The 23,570-nt window shown below is 60.8% G+C and carries 20 protein-coding genes; 18 read left to right on the top strand and 2 right to left on the bottom strand.

Translation table 11 applies throughout. The features are described from left to right. Window positions 1-162 precede the first annotated feature (162 nt). The 4 genes from H8E27_07500 to H8E27_07485 all read left to right on the top strand — a co-directional run bounded on the left by H8E27_07500 (window position 163) and on the right by H8E27_07485 (window position 8,660). A complete protein-coding gene (locus tag H8E27_07500; protein ID MBC8325455.1) occupies window positions 163-2,199 on the top strand; it encodes a DUF1592 domain-containing protein in 2,037 nt (678 codons plus the stop codon). Between the two features lie 45 nt (window positions 2,200-2,244). Beyond that, window positions 2,245-5,928 carry a DUF1553 domain-containing protein gene (locus H8E27_07495; protein MBC8325454.1) on the top strand — a complete coding sequence of 1,228 codons (3,684 nt, stop codon included), beginning with the start codon at window positions 2,245-2,247 and terminating at the stop codon, window positions 5,926-5,928. After that, entirely contained in the window at window positions 5,925-7,193 is a 1,269-nt protein-coding gene (locus tag H8E27_07490; protein MBC8325453.1) for a DUF1501 domain-containing protein, read from the top strand. The genes H8E27_07495 and H8E27_07490 overlap by 4 nt, the downstream gene beginning before the upstream one ends. A 63-nt stretch (window positions 7,194-7,256) precedes the next feature. Then, window positions 7,257-8,660: a DUF1552 domain-containing protein gene (locus H8E27_07485; GenBank protein ID MBC8325452.1), complete on the top strand. Its 1,404-nt coding sequence runs from the start codon at window positions 7,257-7,259 to the stop codon at window positions 8,658-8,660. A 54-nt stretch (window positions 8,661-8,714) separates the two neighbouring features. On the opposite strand, the gene H8E27_07480 is transcribed toward H8E27_07485, so the two are convergent. Beyond that, a complete protein-coding gene (locus H8E27_07480) occupies window positions 8,715-9,383 on the bottom strand; it encodes a spermine synthase (GenBank protein ID MBC8325451.1) in 669 nt (222 codons plus the stop codon). Window positions 9,384-9,420: 37 nt separating this feature from the next. After that, window positions 9,421-10,662 (bottom strand): amino acid permease, encoded by a 1,242-nt coding sequence (locus tag H8E27_07475; protein ID MBC8325450.1) that lies wholly within the window; start codon window positions 10,660-10,662, stop codon window positions 9,421-9,423. 198 nt (window positions 10,663-10,860) lie between these two features. Here H8E27_07475 and H8E27_07470 point away from each other — a divergent pair, with 198 nt between their 5' ends. The 14 genes from H8E27_07470 (at window position 10,861) to H8E27_07405 (ending at window position 23,546) form a co-directional block, all read left to right on the top strand. Beyond that, window positions 10,861-11,865 carry a c-type cytochrome gene (locus H8E27_07470; protein MBC8325449.1) on the top strand — a complete coding sequence of 335 codons (1,005 nt, stop codon included), beginning with the start codon at window positions 10,861-10,863 and terminating at the stop codon, window positions 11,863-11,865. Window positions 11,866-12,046: 181 nt separating this feature from the next. Further along, window positions 12,047-13,615, top strand: coding sequence for a sulfatase (locus H8E27_07465; protein ID MBC8325448.1), 1,569 nt, complete (start codon window positions 12,047-12,049; stop codon window positions 13,613-13,615). 6 nt (window positions 13,616-13,621) lie between these two features. Next, window positions 13,622-14,335: an aminopeptidase gene (locus H8E27_07460; protein MBC8325447.1), complete on the top strand. Its 714-nt coding sequence runs from the start codon at window positions 13,622-13,624 to the stop codon at window positions 14,333-14,335. Between the two features lie 143 nt (window positions 14,336-14,478). Beyond that, window positions 14,479-15,825, top strand: a complete 1,347-nt coding sequence (locus tag H8E27_07455) for a sulfatase (protein MBC8325446.1) — start codon at window positions 14,479-14,481, stop codon at window positions 15,823-15,825. After that, the gene (locus tag H8E27_07450) at window positions 15,822-16,691 is read left to right on the top strand and encodes a LysR family transcriptional regulator (GenBank protein ID MBC8325445.1); all 870 of its coding nucleotides are present in this window, start codon (window positions 15,822-15,824) and stop codon (window positions 16,689-16,691) included. Before H8E27_07455 ends, H8E27_07450 begins: the two co-directional genes overlap by 4 nt. A gap of 58 nt (window positions 16,692-16,749) precedes the next feature. Beyond that, the gene (locus H8E27_07445) at window positions 16,750-17,793 is read left to right on the top strand and encodes an AlkZ family DNA glycosylase (GenBank protein ID MBC8325444.1); all 1,044 of its coding nucleotides are present in this window, start codon (window positions 16,750-16,752) and stop codon (window positions 17,791-17,793) included. Between the two features lie 107 nt (window positions 17,794-17,900). Then, window positions 17,901-18,803, top strand: a complete 903-nt coding sequence (locus H8E27_07440) for an NAD(P)-dependent oxidoreductase (protein MBC8325443.1) — start codon at window positions 17,901-17,903, stop codon at window positions 18,801-18,803. Further along, window positions 18,800-19,780, top strand: a complete 981-nt coding sequence (locus tag H8E27_07435) for an NAD-dependent epimerase/dehydratase family protein (protein MBC8325442.1) — start codon at window positions 18,800-18,802, stop codon at window positions 19,778-19,780. The genes H8E27_07440 and H8E27_07435 overlap by 4 nt, the downstream gene beginning before the upstream one ends. Window positions 19,781-19,812: 32 nt before the next feature. After that, entirely contained in the window at window positions 19,813-20,166 is a 354-nt protein-coding gene (locus H8E27_07430) for a type II toxin-antitoxin system RelE/ParE family toxin (GenBank protein MBC8325441.1), read from the top strand. Continuing rightward, window positions 20,163-20,483, top strand: a complete 321-nt coding sequence (locus H8E27_07425) for a helix-turn-helix transcriptional regulator (GenBank protein ID MBC8325440.1) — start codon at window positions 20,163-20,165, stop codon at window positions 20,481-20,483. Before H8E27_07430 ends, H8E27_07425 begins: the two co-directional genes overlap by 4 nt. Then, complete coding sequence (locus H8E27_07420; GenBank protein MBC8325439.1) at window positions 20,480-20,911, top strand: VOC family protein; 432 nt, start codon at window positions 20,480-20,482, stop codon at window positions 20,909-20,911. The genes H8E27_07425 and H8E27_07420 overlap by 4 nt, the downstream gene beginning before the upstream one ends. Before the next feature lie 816 nt (window positions 20,912-21,727). Continuing rightward, window positions 21,728-21,868, top strand: a complete 141-nt coding sequence (locus H8E27_07415; GenBank protein MBC8325438.1) for a redoxin domain-containing protein — start codon at window positions 21,728-21,730, stop codon at window positions 21,866-21,868. Between the two features lie 39 nt (window positions 21,869-21,907). Continuing rightward, complete coding sequence (locus tag H8E27_07410) at window positions 21,908-22,192, top strand: redoxin domain-containing protein (GenBank protein MBC8325437.1); 285 nt, start codon at window positions 21,908-21,910, stop codon at window positions 22,190-22,192. 67 nt (window positions 22,193-22,259) lie between these two features. Then, on the top strand, window positions 22,260-23,546 hold the full coding sequence (locus H8E27_07405; GenBank protein ID MBC8325436.1) for an aminopeptidase P N-terminal domain-containing protein: 1,287 nt from the start codon (window positions 22,260-22,262) through the stop codon (window positions 23,544-23,546). The last annotated feature ends 24 nt before the right edge of the window (window positions 23,547-23,570 follow it).

Here is a 23,570-nt window from a genome sequence, read left to right as displayed (position 1 = left end):
ACGATACGCGCGGGCCAAAAGCGTGACAAGTCTCATATCGCCCACGTACAATTTCGACCCGCGCAGGCGAAATGAAATTCATCGATTCCAATCGTTCATTTGAATAGTGGAATGAATTTGAGAATCCAAAACGCGCAAACCATGCAATCCCATCGAAACATTTTGGCAACCGTAATCCTGTCGATGACCGGTTGCTTTTGGAACACCCACGCGTTTGATGGCGACACTGCGCTGGCGATGTTTCAGCAACGCTGTGTGGAGTGTCACGGCAAGGGGGGCAAGGTGAAGGGGAAGCTGAATTTGCTGAAGTTGGATTCGCTGGCGGCGTTGACGACGGATCTGGATCGGCTGGAGACACTCATCGAGGTGCTGGAGACGCGCGAGATGCCGCCGGAACCGAAGCCGGCGTTGGCCCCGGCCGCGCGCGCGGCGGTGGTGGGCGAATTGCGCGGGTTGCTGCGCGCGGCGTTGGCCAAATCCGAAGGCTTTGCGCCCACGCCGATCCGCCGGATGAACCGGCTGCAGTACAACAACGCGGTGCAGGATTTGCTCGGGCTGAAGGTGTCGGTGTTTCCCTTGCCGGAAAAAATGATGCGCGATCGCTCGGGCTATTTCGCCAAGGCACTGAACGGGCCGGAGCGGAAGATGCCGGAGGTGGTGACGGTGAGCAGCCGGCCGTTGGGCAAATCGGGCCTCATTGAGCCGCGACTGGCGGGGGTGGGGCCGTTCCCGCAGGATCCGCGCGCGGAGCATGGGTTCGACAACCGCGGCGATCATCTGTCGCTCTCGCCGTTTTTGTTGGAAGCCTTTTTCAAACTGAGCCGGCGCATTGTGCAGAGCCAGAATTTCGACGGGCGCACGGTGGGTATTTGGCAGACGTTTTTCCTGCCACCGGCCACGGGCGATGCCAAGGCGGTGGTGCGCGCGCGCTTGGAGCCGTTCATGACCAAGGCCTTTCGCCGGCCGGTACCGCGGGCCTTGCTGGATCGCTACACGAAACACGTGCACGCGCAGCTGGATGCGGGCGTGGAGTTTACGGACGCGATGAAAGAGGCGTCGTCGGCCGTGCTTACCTCGCCGCGCTTCCTGTACCTGTACGATCAACCGGCGACGAGCAAGGGCGCGGAACCGCTGGACGGCTACGATCTGGCGTCGCGTTTGTCGTTCCTGTTTTGGGGCAGCATTCCGGATGACGAACTGTTGCGGCTGGCGGGCGACGGTTCCTTGAGCCGGCCGGCCGTGCTGCGCGCGCAGGTGAACCGTCTGTTGGCTGACCCGAAACTCAAGCGGTTTTGCGACAGCTTCCCGGCGCAGTGGCTGCAGTTGGACCGGATCATTTCGGCCGTGCCGGATAAGCAGTTGTATCCGGATTTCTATTATGCCCCACCCGATTACCGGACCACGATGGACATGATGATGGAGCCGCTGTTGCTCTTCGAAACCGTGTTGATCGAGAACCGGTCGATTCTGGAATTCATTGATTCGGATTACAGCTACCGCTCCGGGCGCTTGCGCAAATGGTATGGCGATGCGGAGTCCGGCCGGTTGGGCGGACCGGTAACCCTGCAGTTCAAACGCCAGCCGGTGACTGATCGGCGGCAGGGCGGGGTGATCACCAGCGCGGCCGTGCTCACGATGAATTCCGGTCCGCACGAGACCAAGCCGATCACGCGCGGCGCGTGGGTGGCCGGCGTGATCTTTAATGCGCCCCCCGAACCGCCTCCGGCCGATGTGCCGCCGCTGGAGAAGCCCAAGCCCGCCGAGAAAAATCTCACCGTGCGCGAACGGTTTGCCGTGCATCGTGAACGCGCCGATTGCGCCGCGTGCCACACCACGCTCGATCCGCTGGGCTTTGCTCTGGAGAATTTCGATCCGGTCGGTCGCTGGCGGAACACCTACGAAAACGGTCGCGAGGTCGATGCCTCCGGCAAACTGTTCCGCAAACATGAATTCAAGAACATCGTGGAATTCAAAGACGCCATTCTGGCCGAGAAGAACCGCTTCACTCGGGCCTTTGCCGAGCACACGCTTTCCTACGCCCTTGGCCGCGCGCTCACGCCGGCGGACACCCCCGCCATCGACCGCATTACCGACCGCACGGTGACCGATGGCTACCGCCTGCAAACCGTCCTGCACGAGGTCGTGCAAAGCGCGCCGTTTGTGAATCGGCCCGCCGCCGCGCCCAAGCGCAGGGACTGAATGAGAGCGGCCGTTTTTCGTCAGATACTCAACCTTGGCAATCCCATGAGACGACTCTTCAAATTGCCCGCCGCATTGCTGTTTGTCTTTGCCCTGACTGATGTCGGCCATGGGGCTGTGCCCGTGCTCAAGTGGAGTTTTGAGGGAGGCGATGAGCCGGGAGTTTGGCAGGGGAAAACCGGCCAACCGGAAGCGGGGCCGCGGCCGCCGCGGTATCCGGGCTTCAAGGCGGACAACCGGGCTATGGCTTTCACCGGGCAGGAAGGTTGGATGGTGGTGCCGGACAAGGCGCGCGGCGGCGACGCCAACGTGCGGTTCGGCGCGGGCGAGACGTTCGCGTTCGAGGCTTGGGTGAAATTTCGCTCCATCGCCAAGGGCAACATCGCCTACCTGTTCGGCAAAGGCCGTTCGCCCAAGCACGAGAAACTCGGCGAGCATAACCAGAATTATTCCATCCGCTTTCAAGGCACCGCTGGGGGCGGGCAATTGGGCCTGCTCTTTACCACCCGCCAGCCCGACACGGGCAAGCCGGAATGGCATCGTTGGTGGAGCAAGTCGGTGGTGCCGGCGAGCGGCTGGCATCATGTTGCCCTGCAATACACGTTCGGCCGCCGCGGAAGTCTGCGGGCATTTATCGATGGCCAACCGGTGGCCGGTGTCTGGGACATGGGCGGAGACACCGACTTGCCGCCGGTTCAGGATGCGGCGGATCTGGTGATCGGCACCGGCTACACCCGCGCCGGGGGCAGTTCGTTTCACGGTTGGGTGGATGACTTGATAATTTATCGTGGCGTGCTCAAGCCGAAAGAAATCGCGGGCCGCTACCGTTACGTCCCGCCGCCCCCGCCGGTCACGCGGGCGATGTTGCCGGCGGGCAAGGTGCTGGTGCAGGTCAGCGAGAATGGCGTTGCCCAATCCAATGCCTGGCCGGAAGCGCCGCAGGTGACCGAATCGTTCGAAGCCCCTGTCTTCGGCCTGTTCGAACTACCGCACAAATACGTTGCCACGGGCGTGCGCGGGGAGCGCGCGAATCCGTCGCTGGTGCGAGCCTCGGCGTTGGTGCGTTTGCCGGCGGGGAAACATCGGTTGCTGTTGCGCGGCCGCGGCAAGGCGCGGTTGATGGTTGATGGAAAAAAACTTCTCGAAACCAGCCAACGCCCCGGCGATCCGGCAGGGCACGGCCTGCTCTCGGCGCAGGACAAGTACCTGGACCTCGGCCCTGATTTTCGTTTCGCGCCGCCGGGCAATCGGGATGCTTGGGCTACGTTCGAGACCAAGGGCGGCGAGCACTTGGTTATTTTGGAGACGCTGCTGGGCGGGATGACCGGCAAGAACAAGCACCGGCCCGAGTTAGGCGAAACCGTCGTGGCCGTTTCATTGGCGGGAAGCGAACACTGGTCGCTCCTCAGCCCGGGCGAACGCCGCGTTTCTTACACGGACGCAGGCTGGGCGGCTTACGAGGCCGAACGTCGCCAGTGGCTTGCCCGCGTGAATACCAAGGCCCGCGCCGACCTCCGCGCGGAACATGCGGGTTACTGGACCAAACGCCGTCAGGCGGCCAAGACTTGGCTGGCTGGCGTGAAGCCTGTTTCCGTTCCCGAATTGCCCGCTGGGTTTCCCGCGAACAACCCGATTGACCACTTCATCGGCGCCCGCATTGCCACGGCCGCGGGCGTAGCGAAGCAAGGCGGCGATTCCGGGGTGGACTATTTCAAGGAGGTGCGGCCGATTCTGGAGCAGCATTGCTACGACTGCCATCAAGGCGGCAAGGCCAAGGGCGGTCTTCGGATGGATGACCTCCAGTCCTTGCTCGCGGGCGGCAAATCCGATGGGCCCGCCATCGTGCGAGGCAAGCCGACGGAGAGCGCCTTGATGCATCGCATCACGGCCACGGACGAGGACGAAATCATGCCGCCGAAAGGGGAGCCGCTGAAGCCGGCGGAAGTTGAAATCCTGAAGCGCTGGATTCAATCCGGCGCGCCTTGGCCGCAGTTCGATGTGGCGAATTTCCGCCCGAACCCGTTGGCGGATGACCTGACCTTTCTGCGCCGGGCCAGCCTCGACACGATCGGTCTTACGCCGACCGAGACGGAGGTGAAAGCGTTTCTGGCCGACACCCCCGAAACGCGCCGCGCCAAGGCCATCAACCGCCTGCTCGATGATCCTCGTCGGGCCGATCATTGGATGGGCTACTGGCTCGATGCGTTGGCCGAGAATCCGAACCTGATCAATCCGACGCTCAACAACACCGGCCCGTTTCGCTGGTGGCTCTACGAATCGTTACTCGACAACAAACCGGCCGACCTCTTCGTCACTGAGCTGATCCGAATGGAGGGGAGCGAACGCTTCGGTGGTCCCGCCGGGTTTGCCACCGCGACTCAGAACGACCTGCCGATGGCGGCCAAGGGCATCATTGTGAGTTCGGCGTTTTTGGGCGTGGAAATGAAATGCGCGCGCTGTCACGACGCCCCCGCCCATGTCTCCAAGCAGAAGGATCTCCTGCAACTTGCGGCCTTGCTGAAACGGGAGTCGGTCAAATTGCCCATTACCAGCAGTGTGCCGACCGACCGCCTGCATCAGGGCGGGCGCAAGCCCTTGATTCAAGTGAGCCTCAAACCGAATGCAATCATCCAGCCCGCCTGGCCGTTCGCGCGGTTTGCCGAGGAAACGGTCGCGGATCAGTTGGCCGAGGATCCAAAGAACACGCGCGACCGGCTCGCCACCTTGATTACCGCGCCGCAAAACGAGCGCTTCGCTCAGGTGATGGTCAACCGCATCTGGCAACGCCTCATGGGCCGCGGCTTGGTGCCGGAGATTTCGGATTGGGAAAAGTCCGGCCCGTCCCATCCGGAGTTGCTCCGCTGGCTCGGCCATCGCTTCGTGGAATCCGGCTACGACGTGAACGCCATCTCGCGGCTGATCCTCAACTCGCACGCCTACCAACGCGCCACCGATCCCGTCCTCGCCGAGACCAGCCCGCTCTTCGTGTCTCCCGCGCCGCGCCGATTGCAGGCCGAGCAAATCGTCGATTCCGTTTTCCACGCCACGGGCACGCCGTTCGATCTCGAACCGGTGAACCTCGATCTCGACAGCGTTCGCAACGTCGCCATCGCGCTAAACCTCGGCAAACCTCGTCGATCCTGGATGCTGGCCTCGACCTCCAATGAACGCGACCGGCCCAGCCTCGGGCTGCCGCGTATCACCGCCGTCACCAGCGTGCTGGAAACCTTCGGCTGGCGCGGTGCCCGGCAGGATCCGGTCAGTCTCCGTGAAACGGAGCCGAACATTCTGCAACCCGCGATTTTCGCCAATGGCGTGATGGGTACTTGGCTTACGCGCCTCAGCGACCGCCACGGCATGACCCAACTGGCCTTGGAGAGGCAGAGCGTCGAGCAGCTTGTCGACCGCCTCTTTCTGCGCCTGCTGACGCGCAAACCCAACGCGGCGGAAAAAGCGCGTTTCACTAAACTGCTCACGGCCGGCTATGATACGCGCGTCATCCCCAAGGCGGAGCGAGTGTCGCCCAAGCCCGGCAAACGCGAACCGGAACGCTACGTCACTTGGTCGAATCATGTGGATGGTCCGGCCAATGCCCTCGCGCTCGAAAAAGAGCAAGCGGCCCGCCGAGGCGATCCGCCGACGAATGCATTGACCGCCGACTGGCGCGTGCGAATGGAAGACGCTCTCTGGGCCTTGTTGAACTCACCCGAATGGATGTACACGCCATGAACCGCCGCCACTTTCTCCAAACAACCGGCCTCGCCATGACGGGCGCGACAGCCTTGTCGGCCGCCCCCATTGCTTCCATGCCCCAGGGCAAGGCTGAGCATGTTATTTTTATTTGGCTCGGCGGCGGCATGTCACAGATCGATACCTTCGATCCCAAACGGCGGGGGGATTCCAAGGCCTCGCCGAAGGTCGCCGGCGCCGAATACGCCGCCATCGACTCTGCCGTCCCCGGCGTGCAGTTCTGCGAACACCTGTCGCAAACCGCCCAGCTCGCCGATCGCCTGACCGTGATGCGTACCATCAACCACAAGCTGGTTGACGAACACGCCTTCGCCACCAATTTCGTGCACACCGGCCGGCCCATTAGCGGCAGCATTACCTATCCTTCGATTGGCTCCATCACCAGTCACGTGCTCGGCGCCGCCGATCCCAAGGTGCCGCCTTACATGCTCATTGGGTATCCCAACGTGAGCCGCGGTCCCGGTTATCTCGGCGCCAAGGCGGGCTACGTTTATCTCGTCGATACCGAAAGTGGTCCCGCCGGCTTCTCGCGCCCCACGGACGTCACGCCCAGCCGGGTCGAACGCCGCAAGCGCCTGCTTGAGCCGCTCACCGACCGCATCCCCGCCGGCTCCGTTCTTGCCCAATATCGCGCGGCGCAGGACGAGGCCCTCCGCTTGGCCGGCCCCGGTTTCATGCGGCACTTTCAACTCAAGGACGAATCCGCCGAGCTGCGCAACCGCTATGGCGGCGAATTCGGCCAGCGCTGTCTTCTGGCCCGGCGGCTCGTGCAGGCCGGTGTGCGCTTTATCGAGGTGTCGCACAATCTGAATTTCATCAACGGCACGGGCTGGGACACCCACAACGAAGGCCAGCAAAACCAGCATCTGCTCATCAAGGAACTCGACCACGCCCTGTCCACGCTCATTGCCGATCTGGAAGCCAAGCGGATGCTGGACAAGACGCTGATCGCCGTTGGCACCGAGTTCGGCCGTCCCGCTACTTACGACGGCCGCGGCGGCCGCGGACATCAGGGCACCTGTTTCAGTCTGTTGCTGGCCGGTGGCGGTCTGAAACACCGCGGTGCCTATGGCGTGACCGATGAACTGAGCAAGAAAATCATCGAGGCCCCCGTCTCCATTCCCGATTTTCACGCCACCATTCACGCCGCCCTCGGCGTGCACCCTCACAAGGAACTCTTCGACAGCTCCCGCCCCGTCCCCATCACCGATTTCGGAAAACCGGTGGCCGCGCTGTTTGAGTAACGAATTGGCCGCTGGCAAAAACAGCCTCGGCCAAGCTGTTGGATTCTGATAAATAAATCGCCAATGAAGCACACGTCGCGACGCGCATTTTTGCAGGGGCTGGGCGGGACCGCTCTGGCCCTGCCGTGGCTGGAGAGCCTCGGGACGGCGGCGGGGCAGCAGTCGGCCCAACAACCCGATCAACGCGCGGCATTTTTTTATGTGCCCATCGGCGTGGTGCGGCGTTCGTTTTTCCCGGGGGAAGCGGAGCAGATTGTCCCCAAGTTTGGCGGCAATAAACAGGAGTCCTTCAAGACTGCGAACCTGAAGGTGGGCACGCATCCGCTGCAACTGACGGCCACGCTGAAGCCGTTGGCTAAGATGAAGAACAAGGTCACACTGATCACCGGGCTGGACCGCGATTTTCAGCCGGGCACCGATGTGCACGCGCAATGTGCCTCCTGCTTCCTGACCAGCGCGGCGCCCTTCAGCGTCAAGCGCTCGCCCTATCCGCAGGCGCGCACGCTGGATCATGTGCTCGCTGAAAAGCTGGGTCAACACACGCCGTTCCGCACGCTGGAATTCAGCAGCAACAGCCACAAGGACAACCGCGAGTCGATCCAGTTCGACAACATTTCCTGGTACGACACCGAGCACGTGGCCCCGAGTATGCGCGATCCACGCAAGGCGTATCGCCGTCTATTCGGGACACGCGAACTGCAGGCCTACCGCAACATCACCGACCTCGTGCTGGAGGATGCGCGCTCGCTCAAGCGCGCGCTCGGCTATGCGGACCAGCAGAAGTTCAATGAATATTTCGAGTCCATCCGCACCATCGAGGTGCAGGTGGACCGGCTGGAGCGCATGAAATCCGAGTTGCAGAAAGTGCAGCTCGATGAGCCGGTCGATGCGCATTTGCCGCGTGGCGAATACATCCGCCTGATGGGTGATCTGATGGTGGTGGCGCTGCAAACCGGCCTCACCAATGTAGCCAGTTTCATGGTCGGCCCCGAACGCTGGGACACGCCGTATCTGTACGAGAGCCTGTTCGACAAACCGCGCAGCCACCACCAGATGTCGCACAACCAGCACAAGTTCATCAAGGACCTGGAACGGGTGGACCAGTTCCATATGCAGCAGTTTGCCTATCTGCTGGAAAAGATGGATGCCATCGAGGAAGCCAATGGCACCTCGCTGCTGGACAACACGCTCTTCACCTACGGCTCCGGTCTGGGCGACGGTGCCACGCACCAGTACAGCGCGTTGCCCATCATTGTGGCCGGCAGCGCCGGCGGCCGCCTCAAGACCGGCGCGCACCTCAACCTTTCCGAGACCACCGGCCCCGTCGCCAAGGTGAACGGCAACTACGTGAACCCCAAGCAAGGCCTGCCGCTCGCCAATCTCTGGCTCACTCAAATGCAGGCCTTCGGCCTGAAACAAGACCGTTTCGCCGACAGCTCAGGTAGGTTGAAGTCGCTGCTGGCGTAGTGGAATTAAGGAGCAGCGATTCCTCACGATTACGTTTGTCGTGATGCTTAAGGGCTAACAGTCAGCCACAAAGAGAAAATGAGAATGGCTTTTGGCGCCTGCGTGGGCTTTGGCGCGGACGGCTTCTACCCGTAGTCCGGTTCGCTCCAAACGCTTCTCAAATCCGTGGTCCGGCCCAGCCGACCACACGATCAGTCGCCCACTATTCTTCAATGCCCTACAGATGGATCGGATTCCGTTTTTGGAGTAGAGAGATGCATTAGTCTCACTCACCATGGCATTGGGCCCATTATCAACGTCCAGCAAAATGGCGTCATAGGTATTGGGCTTGGCCTCCTGAATCAGACGGCCCACATCCATTCTTCGAATCTCCACCTGTGAATGGTCGAGCAGCGAACCGTTTAGGTTTTTCAAGTAGGTTCGATTCCACTCGATGACTTCCGGGATCATTTCGGCTACCTCAACGATCGGTTTATTCCCGACCGAATCCAGGACGCTCTTGAGGGTATACCCAAGCCCAAGTCCCCCGATCAAGACCCGCTCGCCCGCCTCATCGTTCAATCGAGCGACACCCAAGCTGCCGAGTAGGAGCTCAGATTCGTTGGCCCGAGAATGCATCAACTCCTTGCCATCCAGAGAGATCGAATACGAGCCATCGTGCTCGACGAGAGATAATGTTTCCCCTGTAAAGGTTGACTCAGCCAGTTTGACACGTGGTTTCATAGATGGAGAAATTTGCAATTGAATATCGACACCATGCCTACCGATCAATCGAGGGAGCGCGGTTGAAGAGCATTTTCCAAATCAGCCCAATCGCGGTTAGGGCCAGCCCTGCGAGCATCACTTTCCAATTCACGAAGAACGCCAGCGATCCGCAGCCGATGAGGCCGGCGTAGGCAGTCCAAGTGGGGTACAGGCGTTCCTCCGGTTTCAGGCGCAGGGCGCAGAGGTTGGTGAGGGCGTAGTACACCAGCACGGTGAAGGCGCTGAAGGTCCAGGTAAGTTTCAGGTCGCCGAGGCAAACCAGCGCCGCGATCAGCCCGCCCACAACTGCCGTGGCCACGGTGGGCACACGGGACGTGTCGTGGATGTGGGCGGTCGCCTTGGGCAAATCCCCACGCCGCCCCATCGCCAGCACCACGCGCGAAAGGCCGAGCACGAGATTGAGCAGTACACTCACCATCGCGATGGCCGCTGCCACGAGCATCACCTTGCCGAGCGCGGAGCCGGCAATGGATTCGGCGATGTTTGCGAGGGAAACAAATTCATTTCCGGCATTGGCCAAGCTCACCCAGGCGACCCCGATGTAGAGCAGCATGCTGAGGGCCAGTGTCGTGATGACCGCGCGGGGAATGGTGCGGCGCGGCTCGGTGACTTCCTCGCCCAAGGTCGCAATGCGGCCGTAACCGGTGAACGCCACAAACATCAGGGCGGCGGCGGGCAGGAGTTGATCCAATTGATCGAGCTGCAGCGCGGTTTGCCAGCGCTCAGGATGCGCGCGAATGGCCGGCGCGCCCAGGGCCACGAAGGCGAACAAGGCCAGCAGCACGGCGCCCACGATGAGGGCGTTCACCGTGTTGCTGCGTTGCATGCCGGTGAGGGTGACGCCAGTGGTGAGCGCCACGGTTCCCAGCGCCACGGCCATTTGATGATCCGGCGCGAGGTACAGGGCAAAGCCCAGCGCGGCGGTGGCGGCGGAGGCGGATTTGGCGCTGAGAAACATCCAGCCGGCCACAAAACCCAGCGATGGATTCAGCCAACGATGGCCGTATTCATAGGTGCCGCCGCTGACCGGATGATTGGCGGCCAGTTGCGCGCTGCTGAGGCCGTTGCACATGGCCACCAGACCGGCCAGTGCAATGGCCGGCAGCACGGCAGCCCCAGCCATGCCCGCGCCGATACCGAGGCTCACAAACACGCCCGTGCCGATGATCGAGCCCAGCCCCAGCAACACCGCGCCCGGCAGGCCAATCACGCGTTGAAGTTGAGGTTCGGCGGCCATATGTGGTGCGGGATTGAACCGTTAAGAGGCCCAGAGGCCAAGGTTTCTCTTTAGGCGCCCACGGAGACGCGGAGAAGATGGGGTCAAGGTGGAACTTGCACCTCTCGGGGAGGGACGAGTTCCCCCTCGTCCTTGTATTCATGCCAGCGGCACCGCATGAGGTTGCATTTTTTGGCCGCTCATCTACCCTTCGCGGCGATGAAGATCATTCGTTCCCTGATGATTCCCGTGTTGCTTGGCAGCGCCCCGTTGGCCGCGGTGGCGGATGACGCTGTGAAGGCGTTGTTGCCGGTGTTTGGTAAACCTCTGACGGCAGCCAAGCTGCCGAAAGATGCGGTGGCGCGTGCGCAGGTGGAGCTGGGCCGCACGTTGTATCATGAGAACCGGTTGAGCCGGGATAATTCCATCTCCTGCAATTCCTGCCACAGCACGACGGGCTTTGGCGTGGATGGCGAGAAATTTTCGCTGGGCTTTGATAACCATCGCACGGGTCGAAATTCGCCCACGAGCTTCAATGCCTTCATGCACCTCGCGCAGTTTTGGGATGGCCGCGCGCCGACGGTGGAGGAGCAGGCGAAGGGGCCGATCCTGGCCGGCGGCGAAATGGCGATGCCTTCGGCTGAGGCCGTAGTGGCCAAGCTCGGCAAGATCGATGGCTACGAAGCGCTGTTTCAAAAGGCGTTTCCCAAAAGCAAACCGGCCATCACCTACGACAACGTCGGCAACGCGATCGGCGCCTACGAGCGCCTCTTTGTGACGCCCGGGCGGTTCGATCAATTACTGGCCGGTCAGGCCAAGGCGTTGAAAGAGCCGGAATTGCGCGGGCTGAAGAAGTTTGTATCGATCGGTTGTGTGGCCTGTCACACGGGCAATTTGCTCGGCGGCAATGCCTACCAAAAGCTCGGCGTGCAGAAGCCGTGGCCCAACCAAAAAGATCAGGGCCGATTTGATCTGACCAAAAAGAAGGCCGACAAAATGTTTTTCAAAGTGCCGAGCCTGCGGAACATCGCCAAGACCGGCCCGTACTTCCATGATGGTTCGTCGGACAAGCTGGAGGACGCCGTGCAGCGCATGGCCGCGCATCAGTTAGGCAAGGACTTGTCCAAGGAAGATCGCGCGGACATCGTCGCCTTCCTGCGCTCGCTCACTGGCAAGCTGCCGAAAAACATCGCTGCGCCCCCCAAAGCATTTCCGGGGAAATAGGTTTTATTCAAATTCGCCCGTGGAGCCGCGGAGAAAATGAAATGGGGCAAGGTGGAACTTGCCCCCCCCCGGGAGGGACGAGTTCCCCCTCGTCCCTTACTAAAAACCTCCGCGCCACCGCGTCTCTGCGTGAGATCGAAAGGGCGTTGGCAAACCCGCCGAATTACCGTATCACCAGCGCATGCGATCCGCGTTTTATTTTCTCTCGGTGTTCCTCTGTGTCCTCTGTGGTTCCACGAATACCCAAGCTGCAGAGCGCCCCAATATCCTCTTTGCCATTGCCGATGACTGGGGGTTTGGCGATGCCAGCGCGTACGGCTCCCAATGGGTGAAGACGCCGGCGTTTGATCGCGTGGCGCGGGAGGGCATTTTGTTTACGCGCGCGTACACGCCCAACGCCAAGTGCGCGCCGTCCCGGGCGACCATTCTTACGGGGCGTTACTCGTGGCAGTTGGAAGAGGCGGCCAATCATATGAATGTGTTCCCGGCCAAGTTTGGCAGCTTCGTGGAGGTGCTGGCGGCCAATGGCTACACGACGGCTTGCACGGGCAAGGGTTGGGGGCCCGGCATTGCCAATGATGTAAATGGCAAACGGCGGTTGATCACCGGCACGCCCATCAACAAGCGATTTGCCAAACCGCCGGCCAAGGCGATGAGCAATCGCGATTACGCGGGCAACTTCGAGGAGTTTCTAAAGACCGCGGCCAAGGGCAAGCCGTGGTGTTTTTGGTTCGGCACGCACGAGCCGCATCGCGCTTACGAGAAAGGCGTGGGACTGCGCATGGGCAAGAAGCTTTCGGACATCGATCACGTGCCCGCGTTTTGGCCGGACAACGCCGAGACGCGCGGCGACATGCTCGATTACGCCATTGAGGTGGAGCACTACGATCGGCACCTCGGCCGCATCCTCGCCGCGCTCGAGAAGGCCGGCCAACTGGACAACACGCTGATCGTCGCCACCAGCGATCACGGCATGCCGTTTCCGCGTTGCAAAGGGCAGGCGTATGATTACTCGAACCACATCCCGCTCGCCATCCGTTGGCCGAAAGGCATTCAGGGCCGCAATCGCACGGTGGTTGATTTTGTCAACTTCACCGATCTGGCGCCGACCTTTTTGCAGGCGGCCGGCGTGAACAAGATCGCGCCTCTCATGCAGCCGATGAGCGGCCGGAGTTTGTTTGATATTTTTGCTTCGCCGAAATCCGGTCAAGTGATTGCCTCGCGCGATCACGTGGTGCTGGGCAAGGAACGCCACGATGTCGGTCGACCGAACAATCAAGGCTACCCCATCCGCGGCATCCGCAAGGGTGATCATCTGTACCTGCACAACTTCGAGCCCAACCGCTGGCCTGTGGGCAATCCGGAGACCGGTTATCTGAACACCGACGCCAGTCCGATCAAAACGCTGTTGCTCAACCAACGCCGTGAAGGGAACTACAAATATTGGCAGCTTAACTTTGGTAAACGTCCGGCGGAAGAATTGTTTAACGTGAAGACCGATCGCGATTGCGTGAAGGATCTGGCGGACTCCAAGCCGCAGGCCGCGCTCAAGGCGTCGTTGAAAAAACAACTCTTTGCCGAGCTTAAAAAACAGGGGGACCCGCGGATGTTCGGCCGGGGTGATGTGTTTGAGAAATACGGGTTTGCCTTTGATATGTGGGATCAATTCTACGAAAAATATCAACGCGGCGAAAAGATCCGTACCGGCTGGGTGTTGCCCAGTGATTACGAAAAAGAGAAACTGGACTAGCGTATCATGAAACCACTGCTCCTCATCCTATGCGTGGCCGCCTGCACCATTGGCTGCCAGACGCGATCGATTTCCAATAGCGACTACCACGGCTCATGGATGTACCGCGGCGAGTTGAGCGAACTCGAAGTGCTGGGTGTGGCGGCCGATGAACAGATCACGGAGGCCGATATTGCCGCGGCGTTGGAGGCGGAAGCGAAGGTGACGTTGCGGCGCGGCGATCGCGTGGTGGTCGTGCAAAGTGGCGCGCAGTTCCCGGATGATCCCATGCTTAAGGCGCTGGAGCCTCTGTACTCCGTGGTGCCGCTTAGTGGCGTGCCGACAACAGACCGGCGTTATCGGGAGCAGCCGCCAGGTCCCAAGCAGCCGCTCGATAAATCACTGCGCCTGGCCGCAGCCAAAGCGGGCGCGAAGACGTTGATTGTATACTGGGGCGTGTTGGAGAGCGGACGCGAAGAGCACGGCACCAAGATCATTTCGTGGGTGCCGGTCGTGGGCCGGATGGTGCCGGATGAAAAACAAAAAATCCGCATCCGGCTCAAGGCAGCCGTGATCGATGTGGCCACCGGCACCTGGGAATTTGTCATCCCCGAGGCGTACGATGACACCGCCACCAGCGCCCGACTCAATCGCGAAGAAAGCGATCAGGCCCAGGTCGCCCGCCTCAAAGTCAAAGGCTACGAGGCCCTGGCCAAAGCGCTCACGGCTCGTTATCGGTAGTCGTTGCCAGCGGGCAAGGGAGCGGGTAGGGTGCCCCCGTGCAAACCCTCGTTCGTGTTTCGGTTTTTCTTTGTATCCTCTGTAGTTCCATTTCCGCTACGGCTGCCAAGCAAACCAACTTTCTGTTCTTGCTCGTGGATGATATGGGCTGGGCGGATATCGGGGTGAACGGGAGTCGGTTTCATGAGACTCCACACATTGACCGGTTGGCGGCCAGTGGCATGCGATTTACGCAGGGCTATGCGGCCTGTCCGGTGTGCAGCCCCACGCGCGCGAGCATCATGACCGGGCGGCATCCGGTGCGGGTGGACATCACCGACTGGATTCCCGGCCAGAGCAATCAAGCCACCAACAAGCTGTTGCATCCGAGTGACCGCGATAATCTCGCGCATCGGGAGGTGACCATCGCCGAACAGCTGAAGACGCACGGTTACCAAACTTTCTTTGCCGGCAAATGGCATCTCGGCAGTGAAGGCCATTGGCCCGAGGATCAGGGGTTCGACATCAACATCGGCGGCCACCACCGTGGTTCGCCTCCGGGCGGGTACTACGCGCCGTGGACCAATCCCGCGCTCAAGGCCAACAAGCCCGGCGAATACCTCACCGAACGCCTCACGGAAGAGTCGGTCAAATTCCTCGAGCAACGCGATGCGCGCAAGCCGTTCCTTCTGTACCTGTCTTACTACAACATTCACACGCCCATTCAGCCGTACAAAAAACGTATCGCGCATTACAACGCCAAGGCTGAAAAAATGTTTCAAGGCGAGACACCCACGCAGCCAGAGCATGAGGGCTCCACGCGGATGCGGCAGGACAACGCTGCCTTGGCCTCGATGGTCGCGGCGGTGGATGACAGTGTCGGCACGTTGCTTGGCAAATTGAAGGAACTGAAGCTCGACCAAAATACCGTAGTCATTTTCTTCAGCGACAACGGCGGCCTCAGTACGCGCGGCGGCAAGCGAATCGGCCCCGGCTGCAATCTGCCGTTGCGCGCGAGCAAAGGCTGGCTATACGAAGGCGGGGTTCGCGAGCCCACCATCATTCGCGCCCCGGGTGTCACCAAAGCCGGTAGTGTGTCGCACAAGCCGATGGTCAGCATGGATTTCTTTCCCACCATGCTCGATCTTGCCGGGTTACCCGCGCAACCCAAGCTGCACGCCGACGGCCAGAGCCTCCTGAGCCAGCTTCGGGGCAACGACGCCGGCCGCCGCACGCTCTACTGGCATTACCCGCATTACCACGGGTCCTCCTGGAAACCCGGCGCCTCCATCCGTGACGGCGACTGGAAGCTCATCGAGTTTTATCACCACGACAAGGTCGAGCTCTACAACTTGGCCGACGACATCGGCGAACAGAAGAACCTCGCCGCGCGTGAACCGAACAAGACTGCCGAACTCCGCGCCAAGCTGCAGGCCTGGCAGAAAACCATGAAGGCCAAAATGCCCGTGCCCAATCCGGCCTACAAGGCGCCGGCTCCAAATTCAAAATGAACATCCACCATCTCGAGCTGTTTTACTATGTCGCCAAGCACAAAGGCATCTCCGGTGCTGTGCGCAATATGCCGTATGGCATCCAGCAACCGGCAGTCAGCGCGCAGGTGATCCAGCTGGAAAATGATCTCGGCATCGCGCTGTTTCAGCGGCGGCCGTTTGAGCTGACGCCGGCGGGCAAAGAGCTATACGACTTTGTGAAGCCCTTCTTCGAGGGCTTGGAGGAAATGAGCGACAAGATTCGCGGCGGCGTGGCGCAGTCCATTCGCATCGCGGCTTCCAGCACCATTTTCCGCGATCATCTGCCGGATATTCTCAACGCCGCGCGCGGGGAATTTCCCGGACTCCATCCCAGCCTACGCGTGGGCATCCAGCCGGAGATCGAGCAATGGCTACTGGCGTCGGAGGTGGATCTCGGCGTCACCGTGCTCGGCTCCAAGCCGCCCTCCGAATTGAAGTCCGAGAAACTGCTCGAGCTGCAAATGGTGCTGCAGGTGCCGACCAAGATGAAGATCAAGTCCGTCGACGACATCCTCGGCCAGGATCGCATCGCGCAAACACTCATCAGCCTGCCCGCCATCGAGGGCATCAGCCGCGCGTTTCAGCAGGAACTCGCCCGGCGCAAAATCGATTGGCCGATTGGCATTGAGTTGAACTCCATCGACCTCATCGAAACCTATGTGGCCAACGGTTTCGGCATCGGCCTCAGTCTTGCCATGCCCGGCGCCAAGGCGCCCAAGGGCGTGCGCGTGTTGCCGCTCGAGGGATTTCCGGCCGTCAGCATTGGCGCTCTGTGGCGCGGTCAACAGAGCCCGCTGGCCCAGCGCATTGTGAGCCTGCTCAAGCATCGCGCCGGCGACCTGTAAGGTGAGCACTCAACTTCTCACGCGTGACGATCTGAACCGCGCATTGTTGGCGCGGCAGATGTTGTTGGCGCGCGAGACTGTGTCGCCGCTCAAAGCCATTGAGCGATTAGCCGGCATGCAGGCGCAACAGGCGCGTCCGCCGTTCGTCGGATTGTGGACGCGGCTGGAACAGTTCTCGCGCACCGATCTCATCAAACTTCTCAAACGCAAATCCGTGGTGCGCGCTACCCTGATGCGCGCCACCGTGCACCTGATGACCACGCGCGATTACTGCGCCCTGCGCGGCACCTTACATCCCATGCTGGCCGCGTGCATTCCGCCGAGCAAAACCAAGGCGCTGGGCGGTGCGCCGCTGGAAGCGATTCTGAAAACCGGTCACGCTTTTTACGCAAACGCACCACGCTCTTTCAGCGAATTGGTGGCGCATCTCGAAGCCAAATTCCCCAAGGCGCATCCGCGGATTGCCGCCGTGGCGGTGCGGTTGAATGTGCCCAAAGTGCAGGTGCCCACCGACGCGCCGTGGGGCTATACGAATGTGCCCGAATGGCTGGTGGCCGAGCGCTGGCTGGGCAAGCCGGTGCCGATGACGGAGGATCGCGTGGCGCTGGTCAAAAAATATCTGGCCGCCTTCGGGCCCGCCACGCCGGCCGATGCGCAGACATGGTCCGGCTGTACCGGTTTGCGCGAGGTCTTCGAGACATTACGGCCGAAGCTGAAAGTGTTTCGGAACGAGAAAGGACAGGAGCTGTTTGATTTGCCGCGTGCACCGCGGCCGGCGGCGGAGACGCCTGCGCCGGTGCGGTTCATTCCGGACTTCGACAATCTCATCCTGTCTCATGCCGATCGCACGCGCATTGTGGATGACGCCTTTCGGCCGGCGCTCGTCAGCAAAAACCTTCTCGTGCGCGCCACCTATTTGGTAAATGGCCGCGTGGCCGGCATGTGGAAAGTGGAACGCGCGCGCAAGACCGCGACGCTTGTGATGGAGCCGTTTGCTCCGCTGCCCGCGAAGGTCAAGGCGGAGTTAAAACAGGAGGGAGAGCGTTTACTTCACTTCGTGGAACCAGACTTTTCCACGTACAAAATCCAATTTAAAAAATGACTCGAATTGAAAGGCCCAGACTCGCAGGCTCGTCCCTCCATGGGCTTGTCAAGTTGGCCGCACTGGTGGAGGGACGAGCCTGCGAGTCCGTTGATTGAAAATTTAAAATGACAGAATTATCCTCACCCAAAATTGCATTTCTCGGGACGGGCCTGATGGGCGCGCCGATGTGCCGGTGCCTGATGGCGGCCGGTTTTGACCTGACCGTTTGGAACCGGTCTGCCGCCAAGGCCGAGGCCCTGCAGCCCGATGGCGCGACCGTGGCCGGTACGCCGTCGGAAGCCGTGGCGGGCGCGGACGTGGTGATCACCATGTTGTCCGATGGCCCGGCTGTGGCGGAGGTGATGTTCGATCAAGGCGTGGCCGAGGCCATCGCTGAAGGGGCGACGCGGATTGACATGAGCTCGATTGGCGCGGACGAGGCGATGGATCATGCCGAGCGGCACTTGGCACGCGGGGTGGCGTATCTCGATGCGCCGGTGAGCGGCGGCACCAAGGGCGCCACGGCCGGTGAACTAGCCATCATGGCCGGGGGCGCGGCGGAGACGTTTGCGGCGATGGAGCCGGTCTTTGCCGCGATGGGTCGCGGAACGCACGTGGGCCCGAATGGGTGCGGGCAGCTTTCCAAGCTGGCGAATCAGGTGATCGTGGCCATCACGATTGGCGCGGTGAGTGAGGCGTTTATCTTGGCCGGTGGCGGCGGCGCGGATCGGGCGCAGGTGCGTGAGGCCTTGCAGGGCGGGTTTGCCTCCAGCCGGATTCTTAGCGAGCACGGGCAACGCATGGTGCTGCGCCAGTTTGAGCCGGGTGGTCCGGCCAAGTTTCAGGTGAAGGATCTTAAGAACGCCCTCGCGGCGGCCGAACGGCTGGGGTTGGACCTGCCGATCACGCGCCTCACCAACGAGCTGTTCACCGCGATGGTGGCGAGCGGCAAAGGCGACATGGATCACAGCGGCTTGCTCACGCATCTTGAGGCAATCAATGGGTTGGAAGAACAGGAGGGCGCATGAAAATTATCATTACCGGCGGCGGCGGATTTTTGGGATCGCAATTGGCCGAGGCGTTATTGGCGCGCGGGGAATTGATCGGGGCCTCCGGTAGCGCAGAACCAATCGAGGAACTGGTGCTATTGGACGCGCATTTTGGCGGCGGCCCGACCGCCGCGCCGGTGCGGCGGATGGAAGGCGATGTGGCCGAGCGCGCGGTGATTGAGGAAGCCATCGGGGACGCGGCGAGTTTTTCCATTTTCCACCTCGCCTCGATGGTGAGCGGCGAATGCGAAGAGCGCTACGATGATGCGCTGCGGGTGAATCTCGATGGCGGTCGGCATATTTTTGAGGCGGCCCGTGCCGCGGCCGGCCAGCCGCGCGTGGTGTTTGCCAGTAGCGTGGCGAGTTTTGGCGGCGAAGGCATGCCCACGCCGGTGGGCGATCTCACCAAGCACACCCCGCGCACCACCTATGGCATGACCAAGGCGATCTGTGAGTTGCTGCTCAATGATCATGTGCGCAAAGGACATCTTGACGGGCGCGCTGTGCGCCTGCCAACGGTGATCATCCGCCCCGGTCGCCCCAACGCGGCGGCGTCCGGCTGGGCGAGTGGCATGTTTCGCGAACCGCTCAAGGGCGAACCCTGCGCGCTGCCGGTGCATCGGCAGCAGCCGCATCCGATGACCGGATTTCGCACCGTGGTGGAGAGCTTCATCGCGCTGCACGAAATGCCTCCCGAACAACTGGGCGAAGACCGCGGCTACTGTCTACCCGCGCATCAGGTGACGCCGGAGCTGGCCGAAACCGTTCTGGCCGAGGTGGCTGCTGAACGCGGTCTGACGCTCGGGCCGATTGAGGACGCCTTTGATCCGCGCATCCAAGCCATCGTCGACACCTGGCCCACCGCCGTCGACGGCACACGCGCCGCCGCCCTCGGCCTACCCAAACCGCCGCCTCTGCAGGAACTCATCGGGCAATATTTGGAAACGTTTGGTTAATGGGTTAACATCAAAATTGATGTTGCTGTGACATGGTTTTCAGCGTAGAGTTTTACGAGACAATCGACGGGAAAAGCCCAGTGGAGGCGTTTCTCGAAGAACTGGCGCGAACGGATCCCGGAGATCATGCGGCGGTTCTGGCCGGTTTGGCCAAGCTGCGTGATCGGAAAAACCATCGGCCGCCCTTAAGCAAGGCGTTGAGTGACGGGTTGTTTGAGCTGCGGCACGTTGGGAAACTGAACACGCGCGTGTTTTGGTTTTTTATGAAAGGGCGGCGGATCGTGGCGGTGCATGGAGTGCGTAATAAGGGCCGGAAAATTCCGGCACGCGAGTTGCGCACAGCCCATTTGCGGATGGTGGATTGGCAGGAAAGGAATGGGACATGAAGAAAACAAATTTTGACCGATACTTGGAACGGCAAATGACGGATGCGAAATTTGCCGAGCGCTTTGAGCAGGCGGGTGCGGCGTGGGATGTGGCGCTGCAACTGGCCGAACTGCGCCGCCAAGCGGGCTTGTCTCAAAAGGAACTGGCCGAACGCCTGAACACGTCGCAACAACAAATCAGTCGGCTGGAATCGCCCGCGTACGAAGGGCATTCACTCAGCATGCTGCGCAAAGTGGCGGAGGCATTGGATGTGGAATTGCAAGTGACCTTTTCAGGCAAAGGCAAACGCAACAAGACACTGGTGGCGGCCTCATGAATCCCCGGCTGGAACACGCGAATCTGTTGGTGCGCGACCTCGACGCGACCTTGGCGTTTGTGCAGACGGCGTTTCCGGAGTTCGGCATTCGATATGATGGGCGCGATCCGGATGGCACGCGGTGGGTGCATGTGGGCACAGACGAAACGTATCTGGCACTCAACCAATCCACGGTGGAACCGGCCGAGCCTTGGGAGCCGTACACCGGCAAGCCGGGGGTAAATCATTTGGCCTTTGAAGTGGCCGACGCGGAGGCGTTGCGCGCGCGAATGCAGGCGGCGGGCTACGAAGATTCGACCGTGCCAAACCGTCATCCGCACCGCGTGCGCGTTTATTTCATGGACCCGGACGGCAACGACTGGGAGTTTGTGCAGTACCTCTCCGACGACCCGCGCGAGCGGCATGATTACGAGACGCCGGATCGGTGACGAGTTGGATGTTGAAAACCGTTGCTCGAGTGCCCCGATCATGGGAATAATGAAGACCGTCGCATGAAGTTTGTTTTTGGAATAATCGGGGGGATCATTCTCGCCCTTACGATGACCGCGCACGGTGGCCCAGCCAGCACGGGCACGCCGGCCGCGCAATACGCCGCGTTGTTCAAAGAATACGGTCCGGCGAGCGGCGGCATTCGTACGGCGAAAACCGATGAGCAACGTCGATTGCATGTGGAGCGGTTGGGGAAATTCCCGGCGCGGTTTTTGGCCTTGGCGGAAAAGCATCCGCAAGATCCGATTGCCCTGAAGGCCATTCGGCAGGCGATTCAAGCCATCGGCTCAACCGACTCGGCGTCGCAGATTGCGTGGGAAATGAATCATGCCACCATCCCCGTGGGGATCACGGATAATTCGCCCAGCAAGGTGGTGACCCTGCTGTTACGTGATCACCTGCACAGCGATCAGCTGGGCCCGGTCATCGACCGGATGCGGTATGGATACCGGTTGGAATTCGAAAAATTCCTGCGCGCCGTCCTGCGTGACAATGCCCACCCCGAAATACAAGGGCTGGCGTGTCTGGCGTTGGCGCGTTTTCTGAATGACCGGCTTCGTGCAGTGCAGCTGGCCGCGGATCGGCCGGGAATGGTCGAGTTCAGCAACAAGGTGTTTGGCGAAAACTATCTTCCGCAATTGAAACAGCGCCATCGGAACGGATTGGCCAAGCAGATTGAGACGCTGTTTGAACAGGCCACGAAATTTGCCGACGTGAAAACCCCGCGCGGCGGCACGGTGGCCGCTCAGGCTCAGATGGAACTGCGAGGCATCCGTCATTTGTCCGTGGGAAAAGTGGCGCCAGACATCAAGGGCAAGGATCAGGATGGCCGCGCCTTCAAGCTAAGTGAGTATCGCGGGAAAGTCGTGCTGCTGTATTTCTGGATGGAATACTGACTCACGTGACGGGCCCATTGGCCCCACGAGCGGTCGCTCGTGAACCAACTGAAAGGCAAACCCTTCGCGCTGCTCGGCGTGGATGTGTTTCGGCACGAACCCAAAACGCTGAAGGCCGTGATGGTGAAGGAAAAACTCAATTGGCGGTCCTTCGCCGATTCAGGGGAGATTGTCCGCCAATGGAATCACCCCGCTACGCCGACCTTTTACGTTATCGATCATCAAGGTGTGATCCGCCACAAGTGGGTGGGGCACCCCGGCGAAAAAACCATCGATCTGGCCTTGGAAAAATTGATTCGCACCGCGGAAAAAATCCGGCCCTGACAATGCGGTCGCGCTGAAAAGATTGCCGTGACGGACCCTTTCGCGCACTCTGTTGCCTCCAATTCCCATGCGACATAAACCGATTCAATCGAAACTTTTTTCTGAGAACCGCAAACGCTTGGCGGCGCAGATGGCCCCAAAGGCGTTGGCGGTGGTGAATGCCAATGATGTGCTGCCGACCAATGCCGATGGCACGTTGCCGATGCAGCCGAATGCCGATCTGTTTTTCCTGAGCGGCATTGAGCAGGAGGAAAGTATTTTGGTGCTCTTTCCGGATGCGGCGGATGAGAAGCAGCGTGAGATCTTGTTTGTGCGCGAGCCGAATGAGCATCTGCAGATTTGGGAGGGCTACAAACACAGCAAGCCGGATGCGCGCAAGATCTCGGGCATCAAGAATGTGCAATGGCTTTCGGAGTTCCCGGTGATTTTCCGGTCGCTAATGTGCGAGGCGGAGAGCGCGTACCTGAACAGCAACGAGTACAAGCGTGCACACGTGGAGATGGAGACGCGTGACGTGCGCTTCATCAAGCAGTGTCAGGCAGATTTTCCGCTGCACACCTACCGGCGGTTGGCGCCGTTGCTGCATGAACTGCGCGTGGTGAAAACGGATTTGGAGATCGAGCTGCTGAAGGAGGCGGTGGACATCACGGCCAAAGGCTTTCGCCGCACGCTGCGGTTTGTGAAGCCGGGCGTGGCCGAATATGAAGTGGAGGCCGAGCTGGCACGGGAATTCATCAAGCGCCGCGGCAAGTTTGCCTACACCCCGATTGTCGCCGCAGGCAAAAACAACTGCGTGCTGCATTATTTGCAAAACGATCAGGTCTGCAAAAAAGGGCAACTGCTGTTGATGGACGTGGCCTCCAGCTACGCCAATTACAACGCCGACCTCACGCGCACCATTCCCGTGAGCGGCAAATTTACGCGCCGGCAAAAGAAGGTGTACAACGCCGTGCTCAATGTGCTGCGGGCGAGCATCGCGGGAGCCACCGTCGGCAAGTTGCAAAAGGATTGGCAAAAGGAAGCGCAGGCGCACACCAATGAGGAACTGCTCAAGCTCGGCCTGCTTAAGCCGGCACAGGTGAAGAAACAGGACCCGGAAAACCCGGCCTGCCGCAAATATTTTATGCACGGCCTCGGCCATCCGTTGGGCTTAGATGTGCACGATGTGGGAAATCTAAATGTACCATTTCAACCGGGCACCGTGCTCACCGTGGAGCCGGGCATTTATCTGCCGGACGAAGGATTCGGCGTGCGTTTGGAAGACGACATCGTCGTCACCGAGGACGGCCCCGTGAACCTGATGGACAAAGTGCCGATCGAAGCAGACGAAATCGAGGCCATCATGAACCGATGAATAGAATCCTTTTCGTTCTACTGG

This window comes from Limisphaerales bacterium, from assembly GCA_014382585.1.
In the GTDB taxonomy this organism is placed as follows: Bacteria; Verrucomicrobiota; Verrucomicrobiia; order Limisphaerales; family UBA1100; genus JACNJL01.
Note: the sequence above shows the minus strand (reverse complement) of the source record. Positions and strands in the feature narration are given on the sequence as shown.